The sequence below is a fragment of the Paenibacillus sp. AK002 genome (assembly GCF_053903045.1).
The window spans coordinates 4,322,267-4,347,464 of record NZ_CP096377.1 but is presented as its reverse complement, the minus strand read 5'-3'; the positions used below and the strand labels follow the sequence as shown (position 1 = coordinate 4,347,464).

Annotated in this window: 22 protein-coding genes and 1 riboswitch; of the genes, 17 read left to right on the top strand and 5 right to left on the bottom strand. The window is 52.2% G+C overall.

Annotation, left to right across the window (positions count from 1 at the left end):
* Positions 1 to 92: 92 nt before the first annotated feature.
* The 8 genes from M1D70_RS19155 (at position 93) to M1D70_RS19120 (ending at position 8,858) form a co-directional block, all read left to right on the top strand.
* Positions 93 to 1,682 carry a glutathione ABC transporter substrate-binding protein gene (locus M1D70_RS19155; RefSeq protein WP_119847653.1) on the top strand — a complete coding sequence of 530 codons (1,590 nt, stop codon included), beginning with the start codon at positions 93 to 95 and terminating at the stop codon, positions 1,680 to 1,682.
* Between the two features lie 114 nt (positions 1,683 to 1,796).
* On the top strand, positions 1,797 to 2,723 hold the full coding sequence (locus M1D70_RS19150) for an ABC transporter permease subunit (protein ID WP_009592113.1): 927 nt from the start codon (positions 1,797 to 1,799) through the stop codon (positions 2,721 to 2,723).
* A gap of 12 nt (positions 2,724 to 2,735) precedes the next feature.
* Complete coding sequence (locus tag M1D70_RS19145) at positions 2,736 to 3,644, top strand: ABC transporter permease (RefSeq protein ID WP_009592082.1); 909 nt, start codon at positions 2,736 to 2,738, stop codon at positions 3,642 to 3,644.
* A 15-nt stretch (positions 3,645 to 3,659) separates the two neighbouring features.
* Complete coding sequence (locus M1D70_RS19140; protein ID WP_009592109.1) at positions 3,660 to 4,664, top strand: ABC transporter ATP-binding protein; 1,005 nt, start codon at positions 3,660 to 3,662, stop codon at positions 4,662 to 4,664.
* A complete protein-coding gene (locus tag M1D70_RS19135) occupies positions 4,661 to 5,650 on the top strand; it encodes an ABC transporter ATP-binding protein (protein ID WP_009592081.1) in 990 nt (329 codons plus the stop codon). Before M1D70_RS19140 ends, M1D70_RS19135 begins: the two co-directional genes overlap by 4 nt.
* A gap of 41 nt (positions 5,651 to 5,691) precedes the next feature.
* Positions 5,692 to 7,152 (top strand): leucyl aminopeptidase family protein, encoded by a 1,461-nt coding sequence (locus tag M1D70_RS19130; RefSeq protein ID WP_456287683.1) that lies wholly within the window; start codon positions 5,692 to 5,694, stop codon positions 7,150 to 7,152.
* Positions 7,153 to 7,182: 30 nt separating this feature from the next.
* Positions 7,183 to 7,869, top strand: a complete 687-nt coding sequence (locus M1D70_RS19125) for a copper homeostasis protein CutC (RefSeq protein ID WP_456287682.1) — start codon at positions 7,183 to 7,185, stop codon at positions 7,867 to 7,869.
* Between the two features lie 35 nt (positions 7,870 to 7,904).
* The gene (locus M1D70_RS19120; RefSeq protein WP_456287681.1) at positions 7,905 to 8,858 is read left to right on the top strand and encodes an ROK family protein; all 954 of its coding nucleotides are present in this window, start codon (positions 7,905 to 7,907) and stop codon (positions 8,856 to 8,858) included.
* 307 nt (positions 8,859 to 9,165) lie between these two features.
* Here M1D70_RS19120 and M1D70_RS19115 read toward each other — a convergent pair whose 3' ends face one another.
* Positions 9,166 to 9,693 (bottom strand): hypothetical protein, encoded by a 528-nt coding sequence (locus M1D70_RS19115; RefSeq protein WP_456287680.1) that lies wholly within the window; start codon positions 9,691 to 9,693, stop codon positions 9,166 to 9,168.
* A 262-nt stretch (positions 9,694 to 9,955) separates the two neighbouring features.
* Positions 9,956 to 10,089, top strand: a riboswitch (cyclic di-AMP (ydaO/yuaA leader).
* Between the two features lie 3 nt (positions 10,090 to 10,092).
* On the opposite strand from M1D70_RS19115, the gene M1D70_RS19110 reads away from it, so the two are divergent.
* On the top strand, positions 10,093 to 10,569 hold the full coding sequence (locus M1D70_RS19110; RefSeq protein WP_009592104.1) for a C40 family peptidase: 477 nt from the start codon (positions 10,093 to 10,095) through the stop codon (positions 10,567 to 10,569).
* 120 nt (positions 10,570 to 10,689) lie between these two features.
* Here M1D70_RS19110 and M1D70_RS19105 read toward each other — a convergent pair whose 3' ends face one another.
* Positions 10,690 to 11,964, bottom strand: coding sequence for a stalk domain-containing protein (locus M1D70_RS19105; RefSeq protein WP_009592076.1), 1,275 nt, complete (start codon positions 11,962 to 11,964; stop codon positions 10,690 to 10,692).
* Between the two features lie 221 nt (positions 11,965 to 12,185).
* Here M1D70_RS19105 and M1D70_RS19100 point away from each other — a divergent pair, with 221 nt between their 5' ends.
* Positions 12,186 to 12,575, top strand: coding sequence for a 2Fe-2S iron-sulfur cluster-binding protein (locus M1D70_RS19100; protein WP_456287679.1), 390 nt, complete (start codon positions 12,186 to 12,188; stop codon positions 12,573 to 12,575).
* Between the two features lie 97 nt (positions 12,576 to 12,672).
* On the opposite strand, the gene M1D70_RS19095 is transcribed toward M1D70_RS19100, so the two are convergent.
* Positions 12,673 to 13,530 carry an AraC family transcriptional regulator gene (locus tag M1D70_RS19095; RefSeq protein ID WP_009592112.1) on the bottom strand — a complete coding sequence of 286 codons (858 nt, stop codon included), beginning with the start codon at positions 13,528 to 13,530 and terminating at the stop codon, positions 12,673 to 12,675.
* Positions 13,531 to 13,732: 202 nt separating this feature from the next.
* On the opposite strand from M1D70_RS19095, the gene M1D70_RS19090 reads away from it, so the two are divergent.
* The 5 genes from M1D70_RS19090 to M1D70_RS19070 all read left to right on the top strand — a co-directional run bounded on the left by M1D70_RS19090 (position 13,733) and on the right by M1D70_RS19070 (position 19,687).
* Positions 13,733 to 15,526 carry an L-fucose isomerase gene (locus tag M1D70_RS19090; protein ID WP_009592101.1) on the top strand — a complete coding sequence of 598 codons (1,794 nt, stop codon included), beginning with the start codon at positions 13,733 to 13,735 and terminating at the stop codon, positions 15,524 to 15,526.
* Positions 15,527 to 15,550: 24 nt separating this feature from the next.
* Positions 15,551 to 16,210 carry a class II aldolase/adducin family protein gene (locus tag M1D70_RS19085; RefSeq protein ID WP_009592074.1) on the top strand — a complete coding sequence of 220 codons (660 nt, stop codon included), beginning with the start codon at positions 15,551 to 15,553 and terminating at the stop codon, positions 16,208 to 16,210.
* Positions 16,211 to 16,288: 78 nt separating this feature from the next.
* On the top strand, positions 16,289 to 17,800 hold the full coding sequence (locus M1D70_RS19080; protein WP_456287678.1) for a rhamnulokinase: 1,512 nt from the start codon (positions 16,289 to 16,291) through the stop codon (positions 17,798 to 17,800).
* 83 nt (positions 17,801 to 17,883) lie between these two features.
* Positions 17,884 to 18,312 (top strand): L-fucose mutarotase, encoded by a 429-nt coding sequence (fucU, locus tag M1D70_RS19075; RefSeq protein ID WP_456287677.1) that lies wholly within the window; start codon positions 17,884 to 17,886, stop codon positions 18,310 to 18,312.
* A 217-nt stretch (positions 18,313 to 18,529) separates the two neighbouring features.
* The gene (locus M1D70_RS19070) at positions 18,530 to 19,687 is read left to right on the top strand and encodes an SGNH/GDSL hydrolase family protein (RefSeq protein ID WP_456287676.1); all 1,158 of its coding nucleotides are present in this window, start codon (positions 18,530 to 18,532) and stop codon (positions 19,685 to 19,687) included.
* 181 nt (positions 19,688 to 19,868) lie between these two features.
* Here M1D70_RS19070 and M1D70_RS19065 read toward each other — a convergent pair whose 3' ends face one another.
* Both M1D70_RS19065 and M1D70_RS19060 read right to left on the bottom strand, forming a co-directional pair.
* Positions 19,869 to 20,180 carry a YbjQ family protein gene (locus M1D70_RS19065; RefSeq protein WP_053492862.1) on the bottom strand — a complete coding sequence of 104 codons (312 nt, stop codon included), beginning with the start codon at positions 20,178 to 20,180 and terminating at the stop codon, positions 19,869 to 19,871.
* Positions 20,181 to 20,699: 519 nt separating this feature from the next.
* Positions 20,700 to 21,563 (bottom strand): helix-turn-helix domain-containing protein, encoded by an 864-nt coding sequence (locus M1D70_RS19060; protein WP_456287675.1) that lies wholly within the window; start codon positions 21,561 to 21,563, stop codon positions 20,700 to 20,702.
* 203 nt (positions 21,564 to 21,766) lie between these two features.
* Between M1D70_RS19060 and M1D70_RS19055 the strand changes: the two genes are divergently transcribed.
* Positions 21,767 to 23,446 carry an ABC transporter substrate-binding protein gene (locus M1D70_RS19055; protein WP_456287674.1) on the top strand — a complete coding sequence of 560 codons (1,680 nt, stop codon included), beginning with the start codon at positions 21,767 to 21,769 and terminating at the stop codon, positions 23,444 to 23,446.
* 109 nt (positions 23,447 to 23,555) lie between these two features.
* Positions 23,556 to 25,076 carry a glycoside hydrolase family 43 protein gene (locus tag M1D70_RS19050; protein ID WP_456287673.1) on the top strand — a complete coding sequence of 507 codons (1,521 nt, stop codon included), beginning with the start codon at positions 23,556 to 23,558 and terminating at the stop codon, positions 25,074 to 25,076.
* The last annotated feature ends 122 nt before the right edge of the window (positions 25,077 to 25,198 follow it).

Genomic DNA, 25,198 nt, shown 5'->3' with positions numbered 1-25,198 from the left:
GGTGAGGAACTCAAGGCGGCAGGCAGGCTGTTACATGCCGAAGCGGCGAGTGAATCTATAGATATTCACTACATCAAAGGGGGAGTAAAACAATGAGATTCAAAGGTAGAACATGGTCACTGCTCATGCTGCTGCTCGCATTTACGATTGTTGCGGCAGGCTGCGGAGGAAACAGCGGAAGCGGCAAAGGGGCAAGTGAAGGCGGCGGCGAGAGCAAGCCGGTGACAAAAGATAACAAAGATGTTGTCATTGCGATTAACGCCAACTTCATAACGCTTGACCCTCACAATGCCGGAGACACGCACTCCATCTCCGGTGCTCGCACGATGTATGAAGGATTGATGGGCTTCAACGAGAAAATGGAACTCGTTCCTGTGCTGGCTGAAGATTACAAGATCAGCGAAGACGGTCTGACCTACACGTTCAATCTGCGCCAGAACGTGAAGTTCCATGATGGAACGGATTTCAACGCAGAAGCTGTAAAAGCCAACCTGGATCGCATCATGGATGAAAAGAACAACCTGAGAATGCGCAAGAGCTTCTCTACAGTAGCCGATGTTCAAACTCCGGATGAACACACCGTTGTCATCACCCTTAGCCAGCCTTACAACGCTTTCTTGAACAAAACGGCCATGGCGCTGATGATCAGCCCGAAAGCACTTAAGGAAAGTGCCGACATCACGAAGAACCCTGTAGGTACGGCGGCTTACAAGTTCAAGGAATGGATTCAAGGCGACCGACTTGTCGTTGTGAAGAATGAAGATTACTGGCAAGAAGGACTTCCGAAGGTGGACAGCATTACGTTCAAACCGGTACCGGAGAACGGTTCCCGGATCGCGATGCTGAAAACGGGCGAAGCGGACTTCATCTATCCTATGCCGACAGAGCAAGTGTCCGAAGTAGAAGGCGATTCCAATATCGTCATCGATAAGACTGATTCTACGATCGTGCGTTATATCACGCTGAATACGATGAAGAAGCCTTACGACGATCTGAAGGTGCGTCAAGCGATCAACTATGCCATCGATAAAGATGCTTACATTAAAGTCGTTAAATCCGGACTGGGTTCGAAGCTGACTTCTTCCATGTCCTCGATGACCCAGCATTACTCCGAGCAATCCGGTTATGATTATGATCCGGAGAAAGCCAAGGCTCTTTTGGCTGAAGCAGGATATCCAGATGGATTCGAAGCTGAGATTTGGGGAGAGAATGATTCCGAAACGGTAAAAGGCATGCAGTTTATTCAGCAGCAGCTTGCCCTCGTCGGAATCAAAGCTGAACCGAAGTCGATGGAGGGTGCAACCCTGTCCGATCAGATTAACTCGGCTACGCCGGAAAACGCAAAAATTCAAATGTGGTACGTAAGCTGGTCTCCTTCGTCTGGCGATGCCGACGGTGCGACAAAAGGTCTGTTCAGCAGCGAGTTCTTCCCGCCAGCGGGTTCCAACACCGCTTACTACAAGAACGATAACGTTGACCAATGGATCAAAGATGCTAACGCATCCGTCAAAGCTGAAGATGCCAAAGAAATCTATGCCAACATCCAAAAACAAATCTGGGAAGATGCTCCTTGGGCATTCCTCGGAGTCGATCAGGTCATCACGGGCAAACGTGCTTACCTTGAAGGCGTGAAGGCCCTTCCGGACGGATCGATCAGCGTGATCAACGCGGAAGTCAAATAATCAGGCAGCGAAGAGCTTGCTAAACGTATACCTTGTGGTGGGCCGCCTCTTGAATCAATAAGGAAGCGGCCCATCGTATTTTAAAAGCTGGCATGTTGAAAGGAGGCACATCCTTTGGGAAGATATGCAATTCAGAGGCTGCTGGGTGTAATCCCGCTGTTGTTCGTTGTATCCATCCTTGTATTTATGTTCATTCACCTGATTCCTGGAGATCCGGCACGGCTTGTTGCAGGTAAGGATGCCACCCTTGAGGAGATCAACGGGATTCGAGAGCAGCTAGGCTTAAACTTGCCGCTATGGCAGCAGTATGTGAACTACATGAGTGATCTGTTGAAGGGTGATTTGGGTGTATCCGTTACTTCCGGTTTGCCGGTGACGGACATGTTGGAAAGCCGCTTTTTCCCGACGATTGTCCTGACCTTTACCAGCCTCGGCTGGGCATTGGTCATTGGTCTGATCATTGGTATCATATCAGCAGTCAATCGCGGCAAATGGCCGGACTATATCGGGATGCTGACGGCTATATCGGGTATTTCCCTGCCAGGTTTCTGGCTTGGTCTAGTACTGATTCAAATTTTCTCCGTTGAGCTGGGCTGGTTCCCTACAGGGGGCGTCGACAGCTGGCAATCCTATATTTTGCCTTCCTTTACGCTGGGAGCGGGGATTATGTCCATGTTGGCAAGATACTCCCGTACTTCGATGCTCGAAACGATGCGCGAGGATTATGTCCGGACCGGACGCGCGAAGGGCTTGCGGGAATTCGTCGTTGTCGGCAGGCATGCGCTGCGCAACTCCCTGATCCAGGTCGTGACCGTAGCGGGCCTTCAGTTCGGATTTTTGCTGGGCGGCTCGGTTATGGTCGAGACGGTATTCAGTATTCCCGGCATGGGGCGTCTCTTGGTAGATTCCATCGCGTTTCGGGATTACACCGTGATTCAAGCGCTTCTATTGCTGTTCGCAGCCGAATTTATCCTGATTAACCTGATTGTCGATTTATTGTACGGTGTACTGAATCCAAAAATCCGGTATGCATCGAAATAGGAGGGGGAGCTCATGAGCGACAATTCAACAGTGACGGTCCATTCCTCCGCACCGGAGGATATGCTTGCAAAGAGTCAGGCAACTGGCAAATTCAAAGCGTTTACGTCTAAATTCTTGAAACAAAAGCTTGCCGTTATATCAAGCGGTTTTATTTTGTTACTACTTGTGCTGGCGGTGATCGGTCCGCATATCGTTCCGTATCCTCCCAATGAGCCAAACTATGATGCGATGATGCAAGGCCCGTCTGCTGCTCATTGGGCAGGCACGGACGAGTACGGCCGCGACATTCTCAGCCGCTTGATCGACGGTACACGGTTGACCATGTCGGTCAGCTTAAGCGCCGTATTTATATCCGCCGTGCTGGGCACGATTCTCGGATTGATCAGCGGGTACTATGGCGGGTGGCTGGATCGCCTCATCATGCGGGGCAGTGACGTCATGTTCTCGTTCCCTGACCTGCTGCTGGCCATCGGTATCGTGGCGATACTGGGACCGGGCTTATCCAATGTAGTCATTGCGGTGGCGGTCTTCGGGACCCCGTCGTTTGCCAGAATCATTCGAAGCGTGACGCTCTCCGCAAAGGAATCTTTATATGTAGAGGCAGCACGGTCCATGGGTGCCAAGCATAACCGGATTATCTGGAAACATATTTTTCCCGAGACGGTTCCCAGCATTATCGTCAACGTATCGATGAGAATCGGCGGCGCCATTCTGGCGGCTTCTTCGTTAAGCTTTCTCGGCCTCGGGGCCAAGCCGACGGAACCGGACTGGGGCGCCATGCTCAGCATGGGTCGGGATTACTTGAGTATTGCACCCCATATCGTGTATTATCCGGGGCTTCTCATATTCCTGACCGTGCTCGCATTCAACCTGATCGGTGACGGACTGAATGATGCCCTTGATCCGAAGACGAAAAACTAATAGGGGGGATAGATCGTGACGCAAACATTGCTTGAAGTTAAAGGTCTCAAAACCGAATTCAAACGCGATGGCTCATCGGTGCTTGCCGTAGCAGGAGTGGATTTTCATATCAATAAAGGCGAAGTGCTCGGGCTCGTGGGTGAATCCGGATGCGGCAAAAGCGTGACCTCCCTGTCCATCATGAGGCTTCTTAAAGACACGCCCGGCCGAATATCCGGGGGCTCGGTAAGCTTTGAGGGCAAGGATCTCGTGCAAATGTCGGAAAAAGAAATGCGCCGCTATCGCGGAAATGAGCTGGCCATGATCTTCCAGGAGCCGATGACGTCGCTGAATCCCGTCCTTCGGATCGGAAAGCAGCTGGAGGAAGCGATTATGCTGCACTTGGGATACGGCCGCAAGAAAGCGCGGCAGCATGCCATCGATTCGCTCAAACTCGTCGGCATTCCGCGGGCGGACGAGGTCGTGGACGACTATCCGCACCAATTGTCCGGCGGCATGCGCCAGCGGGTCATGATTGCGATGGCCATGTCGTGCAATCCGAAGCTGCTGATCGCGGACGAGCCGACAACCGCCCTGGACGTTACGATTCAGGCTCAAATCCTGGATCTGATGAATCGACTCAAGACGGAACAGGAAATGGGCATGCTGCTCATTACCCATGACCTCGGCGTTGTGGCTGAAATGTGTGACCGGGTGGTTGTCATGTACGCTGGCCGAGTCGTCGAAGAGGCGACGGTCGAGGAATTGTTTGAGAACCCGCAGCATCCCTACACCAAAGGACTCATTCATTCGGTACCCAAGCTTAGACAAAAGGTGCGCCGCTTGGAATCCATTCCGGGGAATGTGCCGGATCTGCGGAACATGCCGCAAGGCTGCAAATTTGCTCCGCGGTGTCCGTTTGTCATGGAGCAGTGCCTCTCCCGGGAGCCAGAGCTTCTCCCCGTTGTAAATGAAGAACATCGCAAAAGCCGCTGCTGGCTGACACAGGAAGGTCACTCGAAGGGAGGAGAAACCGCATGAAAGAAACACCTTTATTAGAAGTAAAAAACTTGCAGAAATCATTCACGGTGAAAAAAGGGTTCTTCGGTACGTCCAAGCAGCTCCGTGCCGTGGATGGCATCTCCTTCGCAATCCATAAGGGCGAGACCTTCAGCCTGGTTGGCGAGAGCGGCTGCGGCAAATCGACGACCGGCCGGCTGGTGACCCGCCTGCTGATGCCGAATAGCGGCGAAGTGATTTTTAACGGAACCGACATTAGCGGATACAACGAAAATCAGATGCGTCCGCTGCGCAAAGACATGCAGATGGTCTTTCAGGATCCGTACGCTTCCCTTAACCCAAGAATGAAAGTCAAAGAGCTCGTAGCGGAACCCTTGCTGATTCATACCAAGCTGAGTTCCAAAGAGCGCGATAAACTGGCTTGCGAGCTGTTGGAAACGGTCGGTTTGAACAGCTTCCATGCCGAACGCTTCGCCCATGAGTTCAGCGGCGGGCAGCGCCAGCGCATCGGCATTGCCCGAGCATTGTCCGTGCGCCCCAATCTGATTGTAGCCGACGAGCCTGTATCGGCACTGGACGTATCCATTCAATCCCAGGTATTGAACCTGCTGCAGGATCTTCAGGAAGAATACGGCCTGACCTATCTGTTCATCTCCCATGATCTCAGCGTGGTTGAGCATATCAGCGACCGGATCGGCGTCATGTATCTGGGCGCGCTCGTGGAGACGGCCGATAAGGATACGCTGTATGATCGCCCGCTTCATCCTTACACTCAAGCGCTGCTGTCGTCGGTGCCGGTTCCGGATCCGAAGATGAAGAAGGAACGGATCATTCTGAAGGGGGATCTGCCGAGCCCGGTCAATCCGCCGACAGGCTGCCGATTCCATACCCGCTGTCCTTCCTGCATGGAAGTATGCAAACAGATTACGCCTGTATACCGTGAGATTGAGCCGGGACATCAGGTGGCTTGCCATTTATATGACGAAGAAATCATGAAAAAGGCGTAACAGGCATCGATTTTCTCATAAAAAGGAGGTAAGGGCTAGATATGAACATCACCATCGATGAAGTTCAGTTGGCAGATACTTCGATTTATGCGGTTTATGAGGGGGAAGAGTCTCATTACCGCGTAACGGAATCCCGGAAGCAAAGCATGACGCTGACTTGGTTCTATGGACGTTCCGAGCACGAGTCGGACGATCTCGTTGCCGGAATGGGGCCACGTTCTAACCTGACTTCGGAGCAGGTGAGAAGAACGGGCGCTTCAGCCGCGAGAGCGCTGCTCAAGGAGAATAAATCAAGCGCAGTGCTGATCCGCCCGGCATCCCGCGATGTCGGAGCAGCTTCGCGGATTTCGGCGGAGGAAGAACTCCAAGCGTGGTTGGAAGGCTGGCTGTACGGATTATATCAATTCAATAAGCATCGCGGGGTTACGGCCAATCTGCAAGCCCTGTCCCTTCATCTTCGACAAGAGGACTGGGAGGGGCTTTCCCGTGAAGATATGGAAGCCATCATCCGGACGGCGGAAATCCGGATCGAAGGAACGCAGCTCACCCGAGACTTGGTGAATGAATCACCTGAGACGTTAAATCCGGAGGCGTTTGTTGCGGTCGTTGAGGATCGTTTCAAAAAAGCGCCCGTAGACCTTCACGTATACCGCGGACAAGAGCTTCATGACCGGCAGATGAACGGACTGATCGCCGTGGGTGCCGGCAGCAAATACGAGCCAGCGATGATCGAGATTTCCTACAATGGAGCGGAATCCGGGAAGGAAAGCCCTCATATCGTGCTTATCGGCAAAGGCGTTACCTTTGATATGGGCGGCATGAACGTTAAGATCGGCCGAGACATCAGCGATGCCCGCATGGATATGGGCGGCGCAGCCGCCGTCGTGGGCGCCATGGATATTCTGGTGTCGCGGAAAGCTCCGGTACGGGTTACGGCATTGATCGCCGTAGCGGATAATTTATCGGGGCCGGATGCGATGCTTCCCTCTTCCGTCGTTCACTATCCGAACGGCCTGAGCGTTCAGGTAGCGAATACGGACGGAGAAGGAAGATTGATCATTGCGGACGCGCTGTTGCACGCAGCCCATCTTAACGCAGATAAGGTGATCGATATCGCTACTCTTACCGGCAATGTCGGTGCGGCATTAGGCTTGGAGATTGCCGGCATTTGGGGTGATCAAGAGATAACGGCCGATTTGGTCGAGATCGGGGAGCGCAACGGAGAGCGCCTATGGCCCATGCCGCTAATGGACGAGTATGAATCCGAGCTCAGAAGCGATTATGCCGACCTGAGGAATGTAGGCACGTCGACTTTGGCAGGCGCGATAACGGCTGCGTTGTTCATCCGTCATTTTGTTGCGGAGACCATGAAATGGGTGCATATCGATATGGCAGGCACGGTCCAGTATAAACGGGAATTCCCTCACTCCGCGGCAGGGGCTACCGGCTATGGAGCCAGGCTGCTGGCGGACTATGTGGAGAAGCAGTTTCGCCCTGCATAAGCGAACCAACGACAGTAAGGAGTGAAGAACATGCTGCTTGAAATTATCGCAACATGCGTGGACGATGCCATCACAGCCGAGAAGAATGGCGCGGACCGTCTGGAATTGATCACGGCGATCACCGAAGGCGGGCTCACGCCGGGCATCGGTCTCGTGGAAGAGGTCGTGAAAGCCGTTCAGATTCCGGTCCATGTGATGGTAAGGCCCCATAGCAGATCCTTTGTGTATAACTCGCTGGATATAGCAACCATGGTTGCGGAGGTGAAGGCGATCCGCAGGGCGGGTGCGGCTGGCGTGGTCCTTGGCATGCTGACTCCGGAAGGAAAGATCGACGAGGCCGCCTTGGCCCAAATGCTGGAATGGACGGGCGATATGCAAGTGACATTCCACCGGGCTTTTGATGAATTGGAGGATCAATTCGAAGGGCTGCGTACGTTGCAGAAATACTCGGCCGTCACCCGCGTCTTGACGTCGGGAGGACCGCAGCCGGCACCGCAAGCAATCCCAAGGATCCGCGAGCTTGTGGAACAAGCCGCAGGCAGCGGGCTAAAGATATTGGCCGGGAACGGCCTGAAGTGGGAAATCATACGCGATTTCATCGACCAGACCGGCGTGAGCGAGGTTCATTTCGGCTCAGCTGTCCGGTATGGCCGATCAGGGCTGAAGCCCATTGATCCGGTCGAGCTGCGATCATTGGCTGATAGCTTACATCAATAGAAGTAGCAAACCTATCGGAAACAGGTGAACAAAAATTGCAAACCGAATGGAATAAACAGCAAGAATTTGTGGTTGGCGTTGACCTTGGGGGTACGAAGATCGCGGCAGCGCTCTTTGATTCCGAAGGACAGCTGCTGAACCGGGAGCAAATGGAGACAGCCGGAGCGCGTACGGCCGAGGAAGTGGTCGCTAGAATTACGAACATGATTCGCAGCGTGTCGGGCGGCCACCCGCTTCGAGGCGTAGGCATGGCTTCGCCGGGAACGGTTAACAGCCGGGAGGGCATTGTCATTCACGGCACGAATTTGCCGGAATGGACCAACGTCCCTCTCAAAGCCTGGATGGAACGTGATCTGAATACGGAAGTACAGGTGCTGAATGATGCCAATGCAGCCGCATGGGGCGAATATGTAAGAGGTGCCGGCCGAGGGTCGACGAATATGGTTTACGTGACGCTCAGCACAGGCATCGGATCAGGCATCGTGCTGGATGGCAAGCTGTTTCTGGGCAGCAATTCCTTTGCGGGGGAGCTTGGGCATCATATCATTGATCCCAGCGGTCCGCAGTGCAATTGCGGCAGCCATGGCTGCTGGGAGGTGTTTGCTTCAGGAACGGCCATCGGCCTGGCAGCATCCCAGCGGATGCTTACCCAACCCAGCGTTATTTCCGAACTGGCCGCAGCCGATGGTGGCGTGAACGCCAGGCATGTATTCGAGGCTAAACGTCTTCATGACCCCGTCGCAATAGAGGTCATCGATCGCGCCGTCTATTACATGGCGCTTGGACTGGTTAACGTCATTCACAGCTTCAACCCCGATCGCATCGTGGTTGGCGGGGGTGTGAGCAGAGCAGGGGAGCTCCTATTCCCGCAGCTGCGGGAAATGACGGATAAGCTGGTCATGCCGTCCTATCTAGGAACGTACGAGATCGTTCCTGCGGGACTGCGGGACGATGTTGGCCTGGTGGGAGCCGCAGCCTTGTTCCAATAATATATTCATAAAGAAAAGGCAACAAAAGCCGCCCTTCAAGGGCGGCTTTCTGATTATTTCATGAAGAGAGCGGGAAACGGAGCGATCCTATTTGCGTAAGAGAAGTCCGTAACTTGTGACAGGTGATAGGCGTAAACCGTAAGCCGTCATCCGTTTTCACTGGAGTCGAGTTTTTGGTTTCCTATTAGGTTTGTTTGTATCCGACAAACAATAAGCGGTTGCCCGCACTTTCCCGCCCGCCGACGGTAACCGCCGGCTCCAAACCCGCACGCGAGGCGGCCTGCAGGCTTGGAGCCGGCGGCTTCCGCTATTCCATATATTTTGATGCGTCGAACGTAATCATGCTCGTATGGTTAGCATGTTCGATCAGTGAGGAGAGCCTGGTCACTTCGCGTTCCTTCTTGCGCGCCTGCGCCTGATAAGCTTCCGGATCGTATAAGGCCACGTTAAACAGCGTTACGGCGCCATCTCCGCTTCCCCGGCTGCTCTGGCGCTCCAGCTTCTTGCGGGAGCCGAGATGGGCAAGCTGTCCGATATCGCTGCGCATTTGTTTGGCGAGCTCGATCGCCTCCATGATGGTCATGTCGGAGCCGTTCCAACTAATGGTCTGCGTCGTGTTGGAGATTGCCATCAGCAGATCCAGCTTTCTGTAATCCCCTGCGGCGGCTTCGATCTCTTCCGTAATGGCATCCACGCTGCGTGCAGGATACTCCGCCGTTTCCCCTTTTTCAATGATCGTGCTGCTGTTGTTCAAACGTTCCGACATCAATTGATTCATAAGACGGTTGATTGCTGCCCGGACTGCCAAAGCTTCAGCCATCGTGATTTGACTCATAAGCGAAGGATCACCTCTTTGATTTCTTGTCTGAATATGTAAACGTTCCGAACTGCCAAAAAGTTGCACGCCCTTTAATAAAACGTCGCCGGAGGTTCGATGGAGAGTTACATAATTGTCATGAGTATGTGAGATGCTGTACTGAAAATACATGAAAATTTTCAGCCCATACGACATTGATTAACATATAGTGATAGATTTCTAGGATATTATTGACAGCATCCTTGCTTGTATACTATATTAAGAGAAGGTTACAAAATGTTAATGAATTTTGCCGAATTTCGTTTGTGAAAACGGGGGAACCGTCTTGGGTGAATTATTCTTGTACCATAGAGAGTATAGGGAACCTTCAACCGAACCCTTAGCTAACTCCGTAGGCATCGAAGGAGAGAACATATTTTGAAGAAGTTTGTCATCACATTGCTTGGGTCTGCAATTATTTTTTCTTCAGGTGCCGTATCAGCCTATGCTGATCAACAACCGAATTTTCAGCATCAAGTGAAGCAATTGGTAGGAACGCCTTATAAATGGGGCGGAACAACGACAAGCGGATTTGATTGCTCCGGATTTATTCTGTATATGTTTAGAAATTTCGACGTAGATCTTCCACGCACATCCCAGAGTCAGGCTAAAGCCGGGGTTCATGTGGATCGCGAGGACCTGAGAGTCGGAGATTTGGTATTCTTCAATACAAGCGGCAGCGGCATTTCCCATGCGGGCGTTTACATTGGAGATGGACAATTTGCGCATGCTTCCAGCAGCAAGGGCGTAAGAATCAGCAAGCTTAGCGACTCGTATTACGAACCGCGTTATGTTACGGCGCGCCGCGTATTGAGTCAAGAGAATTATGCCAAACTGGTAGGAAGCGCAAGCTAATTGGAACAGGTAGTTTAGAGTTCGATACATAACCGGAAAGCCTGACAAGAGATGATCTTGTCAGGCTTTCTTTTTTTAGAGAAAATTATAATTTGGGATTCTGCGAAAAGATTCACTAGATTATTCCTTTACGACAGAGGCATTCACGGCGGCTTCCATGCCATTATTATAGGAACGGAACAAGCCCAGACGCCAGAAGGCGGCACCTTTCAGATCATAGCGTTTGGCCAAGCCGAGCTTATCGTCGACGGATGTGGCGGTTTCGCTGCTTAAGCTGATGCCGAGCAGGAGCTTCTGCTTAGGAACGCCTGCCTGAAGTGCCTGCTGAATGGCTTGGTCCACCAAACTGTTGGGCTCAGGAACCTGGGCTTTGGTGCCGACCGGATTGTACTGATACGCCATGACGATAAGATCATCGGCAAGGGAGGCCAGCGTCTTGTAATCATAGCCTTTATAGGCGCTGTTCAGTGGCGGGACCGCTAAGGACAGAGCAATGTCGCCGGGCAATGCCGCTTTCAATTGCTTGACGTAATCATTCAGCAGCTTCTGCTGCTTCGCGGCATCCAGTTTAAAACCAAGCCCTTCGAAATCAAGCACCACGCCGCCGAATCCGTTATCCGCCACCGCGGTCGTGATGCCTTCAATGGACTTTTGGCGAAGGCTGCTGTCGCTGAGGACTTTGGTTAATTCGCCGTTTCCGTCCAAAGCGTAAACCATAAGGTACGGTTTAATCTCCCGATCCGCTGCATCCGCAACAATCGATTGCGGAGTCACGTCGCCGGCCGCCGCAGGCAGACGATACTCGTCGCCTTGAAGCGTAAACTGACCTTCCCGATCAATGCGGCTCCAGCCGAAGGCGACTGAATTCATGGATGGTACGAGATCCCGCTCTTGGAAAGATTGCAAAGCGTAAAAGGCTCTTAGATGCATTTCGCGCTGCGGCGACACGAGGGAAACCGTGCGAGTCGCCTGATTCCAGCCGACATTAACGCCGAATTGGCTGCTGAACGAGCTCAGCGGAATCAGAACGCGGCCTTCCCGTTGGACAGGGGGAGCGGCTAGCTTTACTTTTTTACCGTTGACGGTTGCGCTCGAGCTCCCGACTTGAAGCAGCACTTCCGTCGGTTGACCCTTCACCTTGCCAATGGCCTTCACCGTTTGCGTCTTGCTGTTCCAAGTGATTTGAATGCCCAGCGCTTCACCGACCGTCCGGAACGGCACGTAGGTGACCCCTTTGTCTATCCTGGGAGCCGCGTCGAATGTAAGCGCAACATCATCCAGCGTTACCGAAATGGCAGGCGCAGCGTGTACCTGGCCGATATGGGGCGCGGTTCCGAGCAGAGATAAGGCAAGAACGGCAGCGACGGCTGTTTTTCCTATTCGTCTATGCAGCATGCTAATGTTTCCCTCCAACCCAATAAAATAATAGAATGATATTCATAGAATATGGAATTTGCTCTAGCATACGCTAGTATAGCAAAATTTTCATAGAGTTCCAATTGCATGATGTCATAGAATCGATAAGAGTAAGCTTGTTGATTTTTTAAACTTTCCAGTATAATAATTGAAGGAATTCATACATAACCTGATGATTACATGCATAGGGGGATAAAGGCGTGTTTAAATTCTGGAAAAACAAAAAGGGCGGGAACAGCGGAGAGAATTCGTCGCTCCCGGCAGCGGAAGAGAGAATGGAAGCCGTGCCGGACCAGATCATCGAGCTTACGGGCCGCGAGGTTCAGCGCAGCGTGGCCCCTGTTCTGGGCATAACGGTGCTTGACTTGGCCGAGCGGAATGAGGTGGATTGGAACTCTTTTTGCAAAAGAGGGACGTGTGCGCGCTGCCGCTGCATGGTGGTGGAGGGAATCGAGTATCTGTCCGAACCCAATCTGGCCGAAGAACGGCGCCTGGATCCGGAAGAAATCGAAGAGGGGTACCGTCTCGGATGCCAGAGCAGGATCGAAGCGGTCGGCCCCGTCAAAATCAAGCATGCTCCATACTTTTGACGATATAGAAGGACATATAACAGTAATATAAATAAAGCAGGCAGCCGTACCATTGCGGCTGCCTGCTTTATTGAAAGGAAAACAAACTAAAATTCCTTCACTCCACGGCCATTTTGCTCTGTTCCCGGAACGAGCTTGGCGTTTGACCGGTAATTTTCTTGAATAACATCGAGAAATACTTGTCGTTGCCGTAGCCGACTTGGGAAGCAACCTCATGCACCGGCATTTCGGAATCCGCCAGCAGGCGCTTGGCCTCTTCAATCCGGCGGGATATCAAGTAATTGAAGGGGGAATCGCCGACTTCTTTTTTGAACAGATGGGATAAATAATGCTGGCTGACATACATCGTATCGGCGATGTCCTTGAGGCTGATGCTCTGGGTGTAGTTGGCGTCGATAAAGTGCTTGGTCCGCAGCGCGATTTCATTCTTGCCCTTCAGGGATTGGAATTGGTGTTTAACGTCCACGATGCGATAAATCACGGTAATCAATGACATCAGCAGGTTCGTGCTCAGCGTTTCATATCCCAGTACCTGCGAATCGCATTCGCGGAGGATCTCGGAAAGATAGCTCTCCACTTTATAAGCGTATTTCTCGCAGGATATGACCGGCTCGACATAGGCCGGCAGCAGCATCCCCTGAGGCACCCCTTCAATGTGAAGCGAATCCACGCCGCAATAGATGACCTTGAATGGCCCGTCCGTGATGGATTTCTCCTCATGGGGAATGCCAGGGTTATAGATGGCGACATCGCCTTTGTTAAGCTCATATACTTTACCTGCTATGGTGAATTCTCCGCGTCCTTCAACCACATAGATGATCTCGCAGAAATCGTGGATTTGCGGCGGGCCATAAAAGAAGTCCTCGTCGACGACCTGGCCGGCAAAGAGCAGCTGCGGATTTTTGATGAAGCGGAAGTGATCGCTTTTACTATGCGAGATTTCGATTTTTGGCACGGTCTCGTCCCTCCTGAAAGCAGCATCCTTTTCCTATTATAATGCATATTGCTCCTCGATGCCGAAATCGTTTGCAGCCCGCTTACGCATAGGTACACTGTCTTGCTGAAATTGGGGACCGATATAACAAAATAGTGGGTTATCCTTGAGCCCGAATCAACTTACAATGATGTCATAATCCTTATAGGGAGGCGTGACATACATGACAATTGAAAACGATTACAGATGGCGGGACGGATTTCCGAAAATCGGCATTCGCCCTACGATAGATGGCAGAAGGAGAGGAGTAAGGGAATCCCTTGAGGAACAAACCATGAATCTGGCCAAGGCCGTCGCCGAGATGCTGACGAAAGAGCTTAAATATCCGAATGGCGAACCGGTTGAATGCGTGATTGCGGATACTTGCATCGGCGGCGTTGCCGAAGCGACCGCAGCGGCCAAGAAGTTCAAGAATGCCGAGGTCGGCCTGACGATAACCGTTACGCCTTGCTGGTGTTACGGAACGGAAACGATGGATGCGGATCCTTCGCGTCCGAAGGCGGTATGGGGCTTCAACGGAACAGGGCGTCCGGGCGCGGTGTATTTGGCAGCCGTCTTGTCGGCCCATGCGCAGAAGGGACTTCCCGCATTCGGCATCTATGGCGAAGACGTTCAGGATGAAGGGGATACCCGCATTCCGGATGACGTTCAAGAGAAGCTCCTGCGTTTTGCGCGGAGCGGGCTGGCTGCGGCCTATATGCGCGGACAATCGTATTTGTCCATGGGCTCCGTGTCGATGGGCATCGCCGGTTCGATCGTGGACGACAGCTTCTTCCAGGAATATCTGGGCATGCGGAATGAATATGTGGATATGAGCGAGTTTACGCGCCGTTTGGAGGAAGGGATCTATGATCCTGAAGAGTATGAAAAGGCGCTTGCTTGGGTGAAGGAGAATTGTACGGAAGGACCGGATAACAATCCGGATCATCTGCAGAACAGCCGGGAGCGCAAGGATCTCGAATGGGAAACCGTCGTCAAAATGACGCTGATCACCCGTGATTTGATGATCGGCAATCCGCGATTGAAGGAGCTTGGTTTCGAAGAGGAAGCCCAAGGCCACAGCGCGATCGCTTCCGGCTTCCAGGGGCAGCGCCAATGGACGGATCACTCCCCGAACGGAGATTTTCTGGAGACCATCCTCAACTCCTCCTTCGATTGGAACGGCAGACGTTCGCCGTATATCGTGGCAACGGAGAATGACAGCCTGAACGGAGTCGGCATGCTGTTCGGATACCTGTTAACCAATACGGCACAGATTTTCGCGGATGTGCGGACGTACTGGAGTCCGGCTTCGGTAGAACGGGTTACCGGCTATAAGCTTGAGGGCAAAGCGGAAAACGGCATCCTGCATTTGATCAATTCCGGTTCGGCCGCACTGGACGGAACGGGCGAGCAGGAGCTTGACGGCAAGCCGGCCATGAAACCGTTCTGGGATATCACGGATGAAGAGGTTGACCGCACGCTCAAGGCCACGCAGTGGAGACCGGCTAACCTGGAGTATTTCCGTGGCGGCGGTTACTCGACCGACTACCTGACGCGCGGCGGCATGCCGATGACGATGTTCCGCCTTAACCTGGTGAAAGGGCTTGGTCCCGTCCTGCAAATCGCCGAAGGCTATTCCGTGGATCTGCCGTCGGAGGTGCACGATACGCTCGATAAGCGTACAGACCCGACATGGCCAACGACCTGGTTCGTACCGAACCTCACGGGAGAGGGAGCCTTCTCCAGCGTTTATGAGGTCATGAACCAGTGGGGAGCCAATCACGGCGTGATCAGTTACGGACATATCGGAGCAGATCTTATCACCCTGGCTTCGGTGCTGCGAATTCCGGTCAACATGCATAATGTGCCCGCTAATGAGGTGTTCCGTCCGCGTGCATGGGGCATGTTTGGAACGTCCGATCCGGAAAGCGCCGATTTCCGCGCTTGCCAGAACTTCGGTCCTCTATATAAATAAGGTCATTCGAGAGGAGAGCGAATCATGCTGAATGTAGAAACGAGAAACGAGCTCTGCAAGTATGCCAAAAAAATCGTCGACAACGGACTCGTTGTAGGGCCTGGAGGGAACATCAGCGCCAGGGCAGGGGACAAAATGTATTTGTCCCCGAGCGGTTTTGCGCTGGAGGAGATCGAGCCGGAGCAATGGATCGAAGTGGATATCCCGACGGGCGATATTACCGATATTGGTCTGCGGCCTTCCTCCGAAGTGCTGATGCACCTGTACGGATACCGCAGCAACCCTGACATCGGGGCCATGGTGCATACGCATCCGTCCCATTGCATTGCCTTTACGCTGGTGGAACAGGAGCTGCCGGTGATGTTCCCCGATCAGGCGGCATTGGTCGGCCGTACGGCTTATATCCCGTACATCATACCAACGACGGATTTGTTAGCAGATGCCGTAGCGGAGAAAGTGACCACGGCCAGCTCCATACTGCTGGGTAATCATGGACTGGTCACAACCGGCCGGAATCTGCGCGAAGCGTATTACCGGACCCAAGTGGTTGAAGAGAGCGCCAAAATTTATCTGAGCGCCAAGGCGGCCGGCACGCCGGTGCCGCTGACAGATCAGGAAGTAGACGATATTGCTGCTCTGGAGAGCGAGGATTATCGGATTCAGCTTCTGCAGAAAATGAAATAAATGTCGAGTTAAGGCTCGGATCTCGGATAGTTGGAATTTGAATCGGTATCGTACTAAAGGTGAGAAAGGATGCGGCGTATGAGCAATTCATCTGCGGTGCTTGCGTTTGACTTGGGGGCCAGCAGCGGCCGGGCGCTGCTGGGCGAAATCACCGCTTCTGATCATGACTCCCCCGGCATACTGAAGATCACGGAGATTCATCGTTTTGCCAATACTCCTGTTCAGATGGGAGATCATCTGCACTGGAACTTCCCGATGCTGCTCCAGGAGGTCAAGCACGGCATCCGTAAAGCGTTTCAGGACGGTTATCGACCGGTCAGCTATGGCATCGATTCGTGGGGCGTCGATTATGGACTGATTGACCGCAACGGGGAGCTCATCGGAGTGCCTTATCATTACCGGGACCTCCGGACGGAAGGGATGGTGGAGGAAACCTGCAAGCAGGTTGGCAGAGAGCGGCTGTTTCAAGAAAGCGGCCTGCAATTCATGCCGTTTAACACCATCTTCCAGTTGAATGCGATGCTTAAGGCGAAGTCGCCGATGCTGGATATCGCGGACAAGTTCCTGCTCACGCCGGATCTTCTGAACTATTTTCTTACAGGGGTTCAAGCATGCGAGTTCACCATGGCAACCACGACCCAGCTGTATCATGTTACGAAAGGCAAGTGGAATGAGCGGTTAATGGATGAGCTGGGACTTCTCTCGTCCTTGTTCCTTGAACCCGTACAGCCGGGAAGCGTGATTGGCAGGCTGCAGGATGCCGTAGCGCAAGAGCTTGGCGTTCCGGCGATCGAAGCGATTGCCGTGGCGTCGCACGATACGGAATCCGCCGTGGTGGCCGTTCCGGCGAATGCCGCCCGGTTTGCTTATCTCGTATGCGGGACCTGGTCGCTTCTCGGAACCGAGCTGCCGGAGCCGCTCGTTCACCCGGACGTGCTGGAAGAAGACTTCTCCAATGAGGGCGGGGCTTATCAGTCCTTTCAATTGCTGAAGAATATCATGGGCCTCTGGATTCTTCAGGAGTGCAAGCGGCAGTGGGAAAATCAGGGACTGAAGTATTCTTATGCAGAGCTGGTTGAGCTCGCGGAGGACGCGGAGCCTTTCCGCAGCCTCATCCATCCCGATGATCTGCGCTTCATGAATCCGGCCGATATGACGGCTGAAATTCGGGATTATTGCCGGGAGACCGGGCAGCCCGTTCCGCAAAGCGCCGGTGATTATGTCCAGTGCATACTGCAAAGCCTGGCCCTAAGATACCGGGAAGTGCTTGAACGGATGGAAGTCCTGACAGGGCAGTCGTACGATGGGCTTCATATGGTTGGCGGCGGCATTCAGAACGAGCTGTTATGCCGGTATACGGCGAATGCCATGGGCCGTACGGTGTGGGCCGGTCCGGTCGAAGCCAGCGCCATCGGGAACATGCTGGTTCAATTTGTGGCCAATGGCACGCTGCGCAGCAGGGAAGAGGGAGTCGAGCTCGTGAAGCGGTCTTTTCCGCTGGCCTGGTATCAACCCGAATCCCGTGAGGATTGGGAGGCAGCGTTCCTGCGTTACAAGTCCTTGATCGGGCAGCAGCAGGCACAGCCGTGATCATAAAAGCGTTCAGGGACTGACAGCTCCCTGGCTCAGATTCTCATCTTGCTTCAAAATCTGATAAAGAAGGATGTCGTTCCATGCTAAAAGGCATATCTCATTTGCTCTCGCCTGAGCTGCTGAAAATACTTATGGAGATGGGGCACGCGGATGAAATCGTTCTCGGCGACGCCAATTTCCCTTCAGCCAGTCACGCCCGGCGGTTGGTCCGGGCAGACGGACACGGAATCCCTGCGTTATTAAACGCCATATTGCCGTTATTTCCGCTGGATACGTACGTTGAATCCCCGGTAGCCCTGATGGCCGTCACTCCCGGAGATAGCGTGGAAACGCCGATCTGGGAGGATTACCGCCAGATTGTGAAGGAGTTTCACGCCGTTCCCGTTGAATTCGATGAGATGGAGCGTTTCTCGTTCTATGAACGCGCCAAGAATGCGTATGCCATCGTGTCGACGGGCGAACAAGCGCTGTATGCCAATGTTATCCTTAAAAAAGGCGTAGTCGTTTAGGCTGCCTGGTGCAATAGTTAGAGAAGAGATCGCTGCGGCGGTCTTTTTTTTCGGTTTCCAATGGTCTAAGTGGTTTTCATCATCTGTGTAAAAAATGAACACAACACCGCCGGATTGATCTACAATGAGCATTAGGCCAGATTGAACAAGCGGGAAAGTAAGACGCCCAGATGATTCTGGCAAATACATACCATCATAAAAATGAAGGTGAGATATTGTGAGAGGAACATACGCATCGTTATCGGTCGTATCAACGGCAACCAATTATATTATGGAGCAAGACAATGTAATGACGCGTACCTATCGTACCTATATCAAACCGAGAGAGTCCGGGCAGCTTGAGCTGAGATTCTGGCACAGCAACTCGGTAGATTCCACGTGGGATGTGGGCTCGTTGGCCAAAGGGAGTATGCCAGGGGGAGCGTGGCGGATTGAAGCGGCTTATGCTGCCGATGGCGGCACCGGCCGGAATGGGCAGGTTGTGCCTGGGACAAGCGTGCAGGTTATGTTTGACGGGAATCCGGGTAAAGCGGTAGCTCCCGGCGAGACGTTTTGGAGCGATCCGTTGCAGATCGAACTGCCCAAGGGACATGATTTGGCGTTCACTTGGACCATAACGACGCTTTCATCAGGTAAAACGGTGCCATACAATACGGAGGGGCTGCTTGTAACGGCTTATGAAGCTGAAGGGAATAAGGCGGATGACGAGTTTGGAGCAGCGTTCGTGCCGGCAGCGAGCCGCTTGGTCATGCCTGCTTTCGCCGGGTATGCCAGAACGGTCAAGCAGCGGATGATCTTCCAAGGTGACTCTATTACACAAGGCGTAAGAACTGCGAAAGACGGTTACCAATACTGGGTGTCCCGCATTGCGGATGGCCTCGGGCAGGACTACAGCGTATGGAATATCGGTTCCGGCTGGGCAAGGGCATATGATGCATCGGCAGACGGTCCGTGGCTCGCGAAGGCAGCCGAAGGAGATATTGTTGCCATAGCGCTTGGGGTAAACGATATCGATATCGGAGCGAGAAGCTCCCGGGAACTGCTGGATGATTTATCATCGATTGTAAGGCGTTTGAAACAGAGGGAGGACGGAACAAAAGCTCGGATCATTCTCTTTACAGTACCCCCGTTCAATTTTATGGAAGACAGGGAAGCAGTATGGCGTACCGTCAACGAATCGATTCGCACCCGTCCTCCGGAAGGCGTGGACGCCGTGTTCGATATCGCAGATATTCTGTCCCGTCCTGCTCCCGAGGAACATCGGATCGAGCCGAAATATATGAGTTCTTCGGATGATCCGCATCCGAACGGCCTAGCAGGAGCGGTGATTGCTGAAGCTTTCTTGAAGTGGTTTGAGGCGCAGCCGAAAAACTAAATCCGCATAGGCGGTTGAAAACGGAGATTTACTCAGAAGGAAATGGACGGGTCGGTTTCATGCCAATGGTTGGTGGAGAAAACAGCGCCAGTCAGACCGTAATCGGTCTGACTGGTCGTGGCTTCTTCAAACTGCAATAAGACGATAACTGGCTGATTGGCGTCGTTCGTCACTGTATCGGTTATACCACCACAGCTGTTCCGCTGACGGCCACCATCAGCATTCCCTCACGAATGACCTCATAGTCGATGTCCACCGCTACGATAGCGTTGGCCCCCATTCGCTCAGCCTTGTCTTTCATCTCGGCAAACGCTACATCCCTTGCTTCCTGCAGCTTGTTCTCGTAGGCACCCGAGCGCCCACCAACAAAATCGGTAATGGAGGCCATAAAGTCCCTCACTACATTAGCGCCCATAATAACTTCGCCGTTCACAATGCCGATATACCTTTTAACCGGGTAACCTTCAATGGTAGATGTTGTTGTCATAATCATATGATATTCCTTCTTTCAAATAATTTTTATATAGCGTTTACGAATAAAGACACCTTTCACCTGATGCTGATTTGGATTGCAGTACTAAGAAGCATACGATCGATTACCAGCGTGGGTGCTTTCTTTTAGTACGCCGACAGAAGAGGATTGGTTTCATGAATGGGCGGAAGAAGACAATTATACGATGGAAAATGCTCATTGAAGCTGCAAAGCAGGTGGCCAATAGGCGGTTGTTTCCTAATGTATAGTAGTCACGCAAACAAATCTTGCATTGAAACCTGTAAGCCTGGATAAAGTTTGGATTCCGCAAAAGAGCCATGGGCTTGCGAGAAGTAGTTCACATCCGCGATCTCGCCGTCGGACAAGGAAAAGAGGATGACTTGAGCTTTCATCCGATCGATGATCCAAATTTAAAAGTAGGATGATTTTTTCGAACAGTTTGCTTCTGCTGCAGGATCTAAGGCTGCATTGAAACTCACGGATTTGTGGCGGACGGTATTTCTCGCGCCTTGCAAAGTCTTACCTGCGCTTTCGGTACACTTTAGGAGATAGGCCATACACCTTCGAGAACTGTCGGGTAAAATAATTGCTGTCATTGAATCCGCTCTGATAAGAAATGTCCGAAATCGGAAGGGGTGTCGTCTTTAACAGCCTGCATGCATGCTCCAAGCGGAGCTGCAGAAGATAGGCGAAAGGCGTTGTTTGGTAATAGGATTGGAATATCCGATTCAAATGCCTGACGGATATATTGGATTTGGCCGCAATTTCTTCACGGGAAATAGGCTGCAAATAGTTATCCTCCATAAAGGAAATGGCTTTCGCCAAATGCATCAGATTAATTTGGGCTCCGTGACGCTCTTGCTTTTCATATTGCCGTGACAGCTGGACGACGAGCTCCATAAATCGCGAACGCAGGATGGTCTGGTAGCCCTGCAGCTTGTTCGCGTATTCCTCAATCATGAAGTCAACAACGGACGATATGTAATCCAGACTTGAGATCGGCAGGCTCATCTTGCTCAAGGCATGGTTGATATTGCGGTAATACGGTTCTAGAACGAAAAGCGCCTGATACCCGTTCGATCTTTTGAACTCAGGACCTGCCGATTCCAGCATCTCGGGCTTATACATGATGTTGCAAATACGAAACTCATGCGGGTCTTTATATCCATGGGAGGTTGTGCCGTTAATGACAAAGACGTCCCCCTTCTTGATAAACGATTCCTCTGTGTTGACGATATGGGTGGCATGACCATGCAAAACGATAACGAGTTCGGAGAAATCAACATGGTGATGTACGTACATGTCCTCTTCGTGTCCGCCATATTGGATAAAGAACTTAAAATGCTCATCCGTCGTAAACCAATCCAAGTGTACGCTTCTCATTCGACTACCCTCCCAAATATATTATGCAGTGTCTTGATGTCCTTATCATGCTATATTCAGGCTCTAAGATCAAGGAATAAGGACAAAACTAGAAGATATAATAGGATCTGAAAGTGAGTCGCTCTAAACCATTCATACAAAAAAGCCTTGAAAAAATGTTCTGCTGGCGACTGACAAGAAGATATTGAACAGGGGGTAATGGCATGAAACACTGGAAGGGATTATCGCCGCTCTTGGCTATGATGATGCTGGTTACGTTTATTCTGGCTGCGTGCAGCAGCGGTGACAACGGCAATTCCGCAGGCAGCGAAGGGGGAGATTTGAAACCGGTTACAATTACATATTTCAGCGCCGATTCGAACGCGAACTGGGCAAGTATGCAGGATGCTGTCGGCAAAAAGCTGACCGAGACGACCGGCGTTACGATCCAAGCCGAATTTGCGGTTGACGGTTCCAATCAGAAGCTGCCGCTGATGGTAGCGAGCGGTGAATATCCGGATCTCGTTTACGCTAAAGGCGATGCGAATCTGTTCGTTGATTCGGGCGCTTTTATCGACCTTACCGATTTGATCGAAGAACATGCACCGAACCTGAAAAAGCTCTATGGGGATTACATGAACCGTCTGAAGTGGAGCAACGAGGATGAGTCGATCTATGTTCTTCCGACGCTGAATGCGGTGGATCATCAGCAATTGGATGCTGGCGGAAACTTTCATATCCAGCATGAAGTGCTGAAAGAGCTCGGTTATCCGGAAATCAAGACCGTCAAGGATTTTGAGAAGGCGCTGAAGGATTATTATGAGAAACACCCGGCGATCGACGGTCAGCCAACGATTCCGTTGACGCTCAATGCGGATGGATGGCGATTCATGATCTCCGTAACGGATGCGGCCGTGATTGCTACCGGTTTGTCAGGGGATGGGGAGTATTATGTTGATCCGGAAACGTATGAAGCGAAATTGCACTACAGACGTCCGGAGGACAAGGAATACTTCCGCTGGTTGAATCATCTCAACGCCACGGGCATATTGGACAATGAAACGTTCGTTCAGAAGACGGACCAGTACGAAGCAAAGATCGCCTCAGGCCGCGTTCTTGGCGTCATTGACGCCGATTGGGGGTTTGGAAACCCGACGAATGCGCTGAGAACGGCCGGCAAAGAGAACCGTACCTATGCGAGATTCCCGATCCAATTGGATGAGACGACCAAGGACGCTTCGTTCCAGAATGCAGGGTATGCAGCAGGCTGGGGAGTAGGCATCACGACATCCGCGAAGGATCCGGTAAGGATCATCAAGTTCTTGGATTATCTGGCTTCCGAAGAAGGGCAAATTTTGATGAACTGGGGCATTGAAGGCGAGCATTACAATGTCAAAGACGACAAACGCGTCATTCTGGAGGACGTGCAGGACCGCAAAGTTAACGACAACGCCAGCTTCACCAAAGAGAGCGGAATTGGATTATATAACAGCTTGTTTCCTCGTTATGGCGACGGCGCGAAGGATTCGACCGGAAATTATTATACGACCAACTTCCCGGAACAAATCAAGGCCAATTATACGCCATCAGCCAAAGAAACGCTGCAAGCGTATGGTGCGGAAATGTGGAAGGATCTCTGGCCAAAGTCGGAGGAATTTCCAACGAAGCCGTGGGGTGCGGCATATCTTATTTCCCCGCCGATCGACTCCAATATTGCAATCACCTACAAGCGGGTTGAAGAGATTGTTCGCAAACGCATTCCGGAGATCATCCTTGCGGAGCCGTCCCAATTCGATGCCCTTTACGATCAGTTCATTCAAGATCTGAACGCTGCCGGGGCGGAAAAGATGGAGCAGGAATATTCGGAGCTGGTTCGTGATCGGGTTGAGCTGTGGAATAACTGAACCGTTTGATTTGAGGGGCAGGCCCAAAAGCTGCCTCTCTTTTATGCCAATCTGGTTTCACCATTGTTTCTTAGACATAAATAAGAAGTGCAGAGGAGTGTTTTGTTTCATGAAGTTTAGCAACCCCATCCTACCGGGCTTTTATCCGGATCCAAGCATTTGCCGAGTTGGCGAAGATTATTATTTGGTGACGAGCACATTTGAGTATTTCCCGGGCGTTCCCATCTTTCATAGCAAGGACTTGGTAAATTGGAAGCAAATTGGCCATTGCCTTACATCGGAAAAACAACTGTCCCTTAAGAACGCCGGGAGCTCAGGGGGAATTTATGCCCCGACCCTTCGCTATCATGAGGGCTGGTATTATATGACGACAACCAACGTCAGCGGAATCGGCAACTTTTACGTCAAAAGCACGGATCCTGCAGGTCCTTGGTCTGATCCGATCCCTGTCGCCCAGCAAGGCATAGATCCTTCGCTGCTATTTGACGACGATGGTCGCGTCTATTTTCAGACGGCTTGCTACGGCGACGAGGGAGAGGGCATTTATCAATGCGAAATCGATATTGCAAGCGGCAAGAAGCTGACGGAAAGCCGTTTAATCTGGAGAGGAACCGGGGGAGCCAGTCCGGAAGCCCCGCATTTATACAAATTGGACGGTCTGTATTATTTAATGATTGCCGAGGGCGGAACCGAGTACGGACATATGGTCACGGTCTCGCGAGGCCGACATCCTTACGGGCCGTTTGAGCCTTGTCCCCACAATCCGATTCTGTCCCATCGAAGCAGGAGAAGCCCCATTCACGCGACAGGGCACGCGGATCTGGTGCAGGCTCAGGATGGCACGTGGTGGGCCGTTTTCTTGGGGATCAGGCCGGTTTCATACCCGATGCGCCATCATCTCGGCAGAGAAACTTATCTGGCTCCGGTAACATGGACGGCGGACGGTTGGCCGAGCATCGGTTTCGAGGGAAGGGTCGAGCAGGTAATGGACAGTCCTCAGCTGCCGGAATGCAGGTGGCCCGAAAAGCCGTCCAGAGACGACTTCGATCACGCCTCCCTCGGTTTGGACTGGGTCTTTTTGCGCAACCCCTTACCAGGGAGCTGGTCGCTGCAGGAACATCCGGGATATCTCGTGCTGCGGGGCAACCCATCATCTTTGAACGACGCGGCATCCCCTGCTTTCGTCGGGCGACGATTATGCCACTTTTCTTGCAATATATCCGCTGCTCTGGACTTTGAGCCCGCAAACGAGGGGGAAGAAGCCGGATTAACCGTTTTTATGAATGAAAGGTATCATTATGATCTGGCCGTAAAGCTTATAAACGGGGAAAAAACGATCGTATTCAGACGTACCGTGGGGTCGCTTAGCGTAGAACAAACCAGCCGATGTCCGGAGGGGCCTGTCGTGTTACGAATCGAAGCAATGCCGGAGCATTTCCGATTCTCCATGGGGCAAAGCACCTCGGAGGTCCTGAGTATGGGATCAGGTGAAACCCATCTGCTTGCGACGGAAGTAGCCGGCGGATTTACAGGATTAATGATTGCTATGTATGCATTCGGCGACAACGGAACAACCCCTGCGCTGTTCGACTGGTTTGATTATGAAGTCATCGATAGCCGGGCCGAATAGTCGAAATCGAAATGATGAAAGAGATGGGACCGTTTATTTCGGTAACATGTTAAGAAGCAGAAAAAGACATCTCCCTTGCGGCAGATGTCTTTTTCGTGAACCTTGTTACCCGCCGCAGCGGG

Bases quoted from the DNA above. Each gene is read 5' to 3' on its own strand.
- M1D70_RS19155 (WP_119847653.1), top strand. From the start codon at position 93: ATGAGATTCAAAGGTAGAACATGGTCACTGCTCATGCTGCTGCTCGCA.
- M1D70_RS19145 (WP_009592082.1), top strand. From the start codon at position 2,736: ATGAGCGACAATTCAACAGTGACGGTCCATTCCTCCGCACCGGAGGAT.
- M1D70_RS19135 (WP_009592081.1), top strand. From the start codon at position 4,661: ATGAAAGAAACACCTTTATTAGAAGTAAAAAACTTGCAGAAATCATTC.
- M1D70_RS19130 (WP_456287683.1), top strand. From the start codon at position 5,692: ATGAACATCACCATCGATGAAGTTCAGTTGGCAGATACTTCGATTTAT.
- M1D70_RS19125 (WP_456287682.1), top strand. From the start codon at position 7,183: ATGCTGCTTGAAATTATCGCAACATGCGTGGACGATGCCATCACAGCC.
- M1D70_RS19115 (WP_456287680.1), bottom strand. From the start codon at position 9,693: ATGAGTCAAATCACGATGGCTGAAGCTTTGGCAGTCCGGGCAGCAATC.
- M1D70_RS19105 (WP_009592076.1), bottom strand. From the start codon at position 11,964: ATGCTGCATAGACGAATAGGAAAAACAGCCGTCGCTGCCGTTCTTGCC.
- M1D70_RS19090 (WP_009592101.1), top strand. From the start codon at position 13,733: ATGACAATTGAAAACGATTACAGATGGCGGGACGGATTTCCGAAAATC.
- M1D70_RS19085 (WP_009592074.1), top strand. From the start codon at position 15,551: ATGCTGAATGTAGAAACGAGAAACGAGCTCTGCAAGTATGCCAAAAAA.
- M1D70_RS19080 (WP_456287678.1), top strand. From the start codon at position 16,289: ATGAGCAATTCATCTGCGGTGCTTGCGTTTGACTTGGGGGCCAGCAGC.
- fucU (WP_456287677.1), top strand. From the start codon at position 17,884: ATGCTAAAAGGCATATCTCATTTGCTCTCGCCTGAGCTGCTGAAAATA.
- M1D70_RS19065 (WP_053492862.1), bottom strand. From the start codon at position 20,180: ATGATTATGACAACAACATCTACCATTGAAGGTTACCCGGTTAAAAGG.
- M1D70_RS19060 (WP_456287675.1), bottom strand. From the start codon at position 21,563: ATGAGAAGCGTACACTTGGATTGGTTTACGACGGATGAGCATTTTAAG.
- M1D70_RS19055 (WP_456287674.1), top strand. From the start codon at position 21,767: ATGAAACACTGGAAGGGATTATCGCCGCTCTTGGCTATGATGATGCTG.
- M1D70_RS19050 (WP_456287673.1), top strand. From the start codon at position 23,556: ATGAAGTTTAGCAACCCCATCCTACCGGGCTTTTATCCGGATCCAAGC.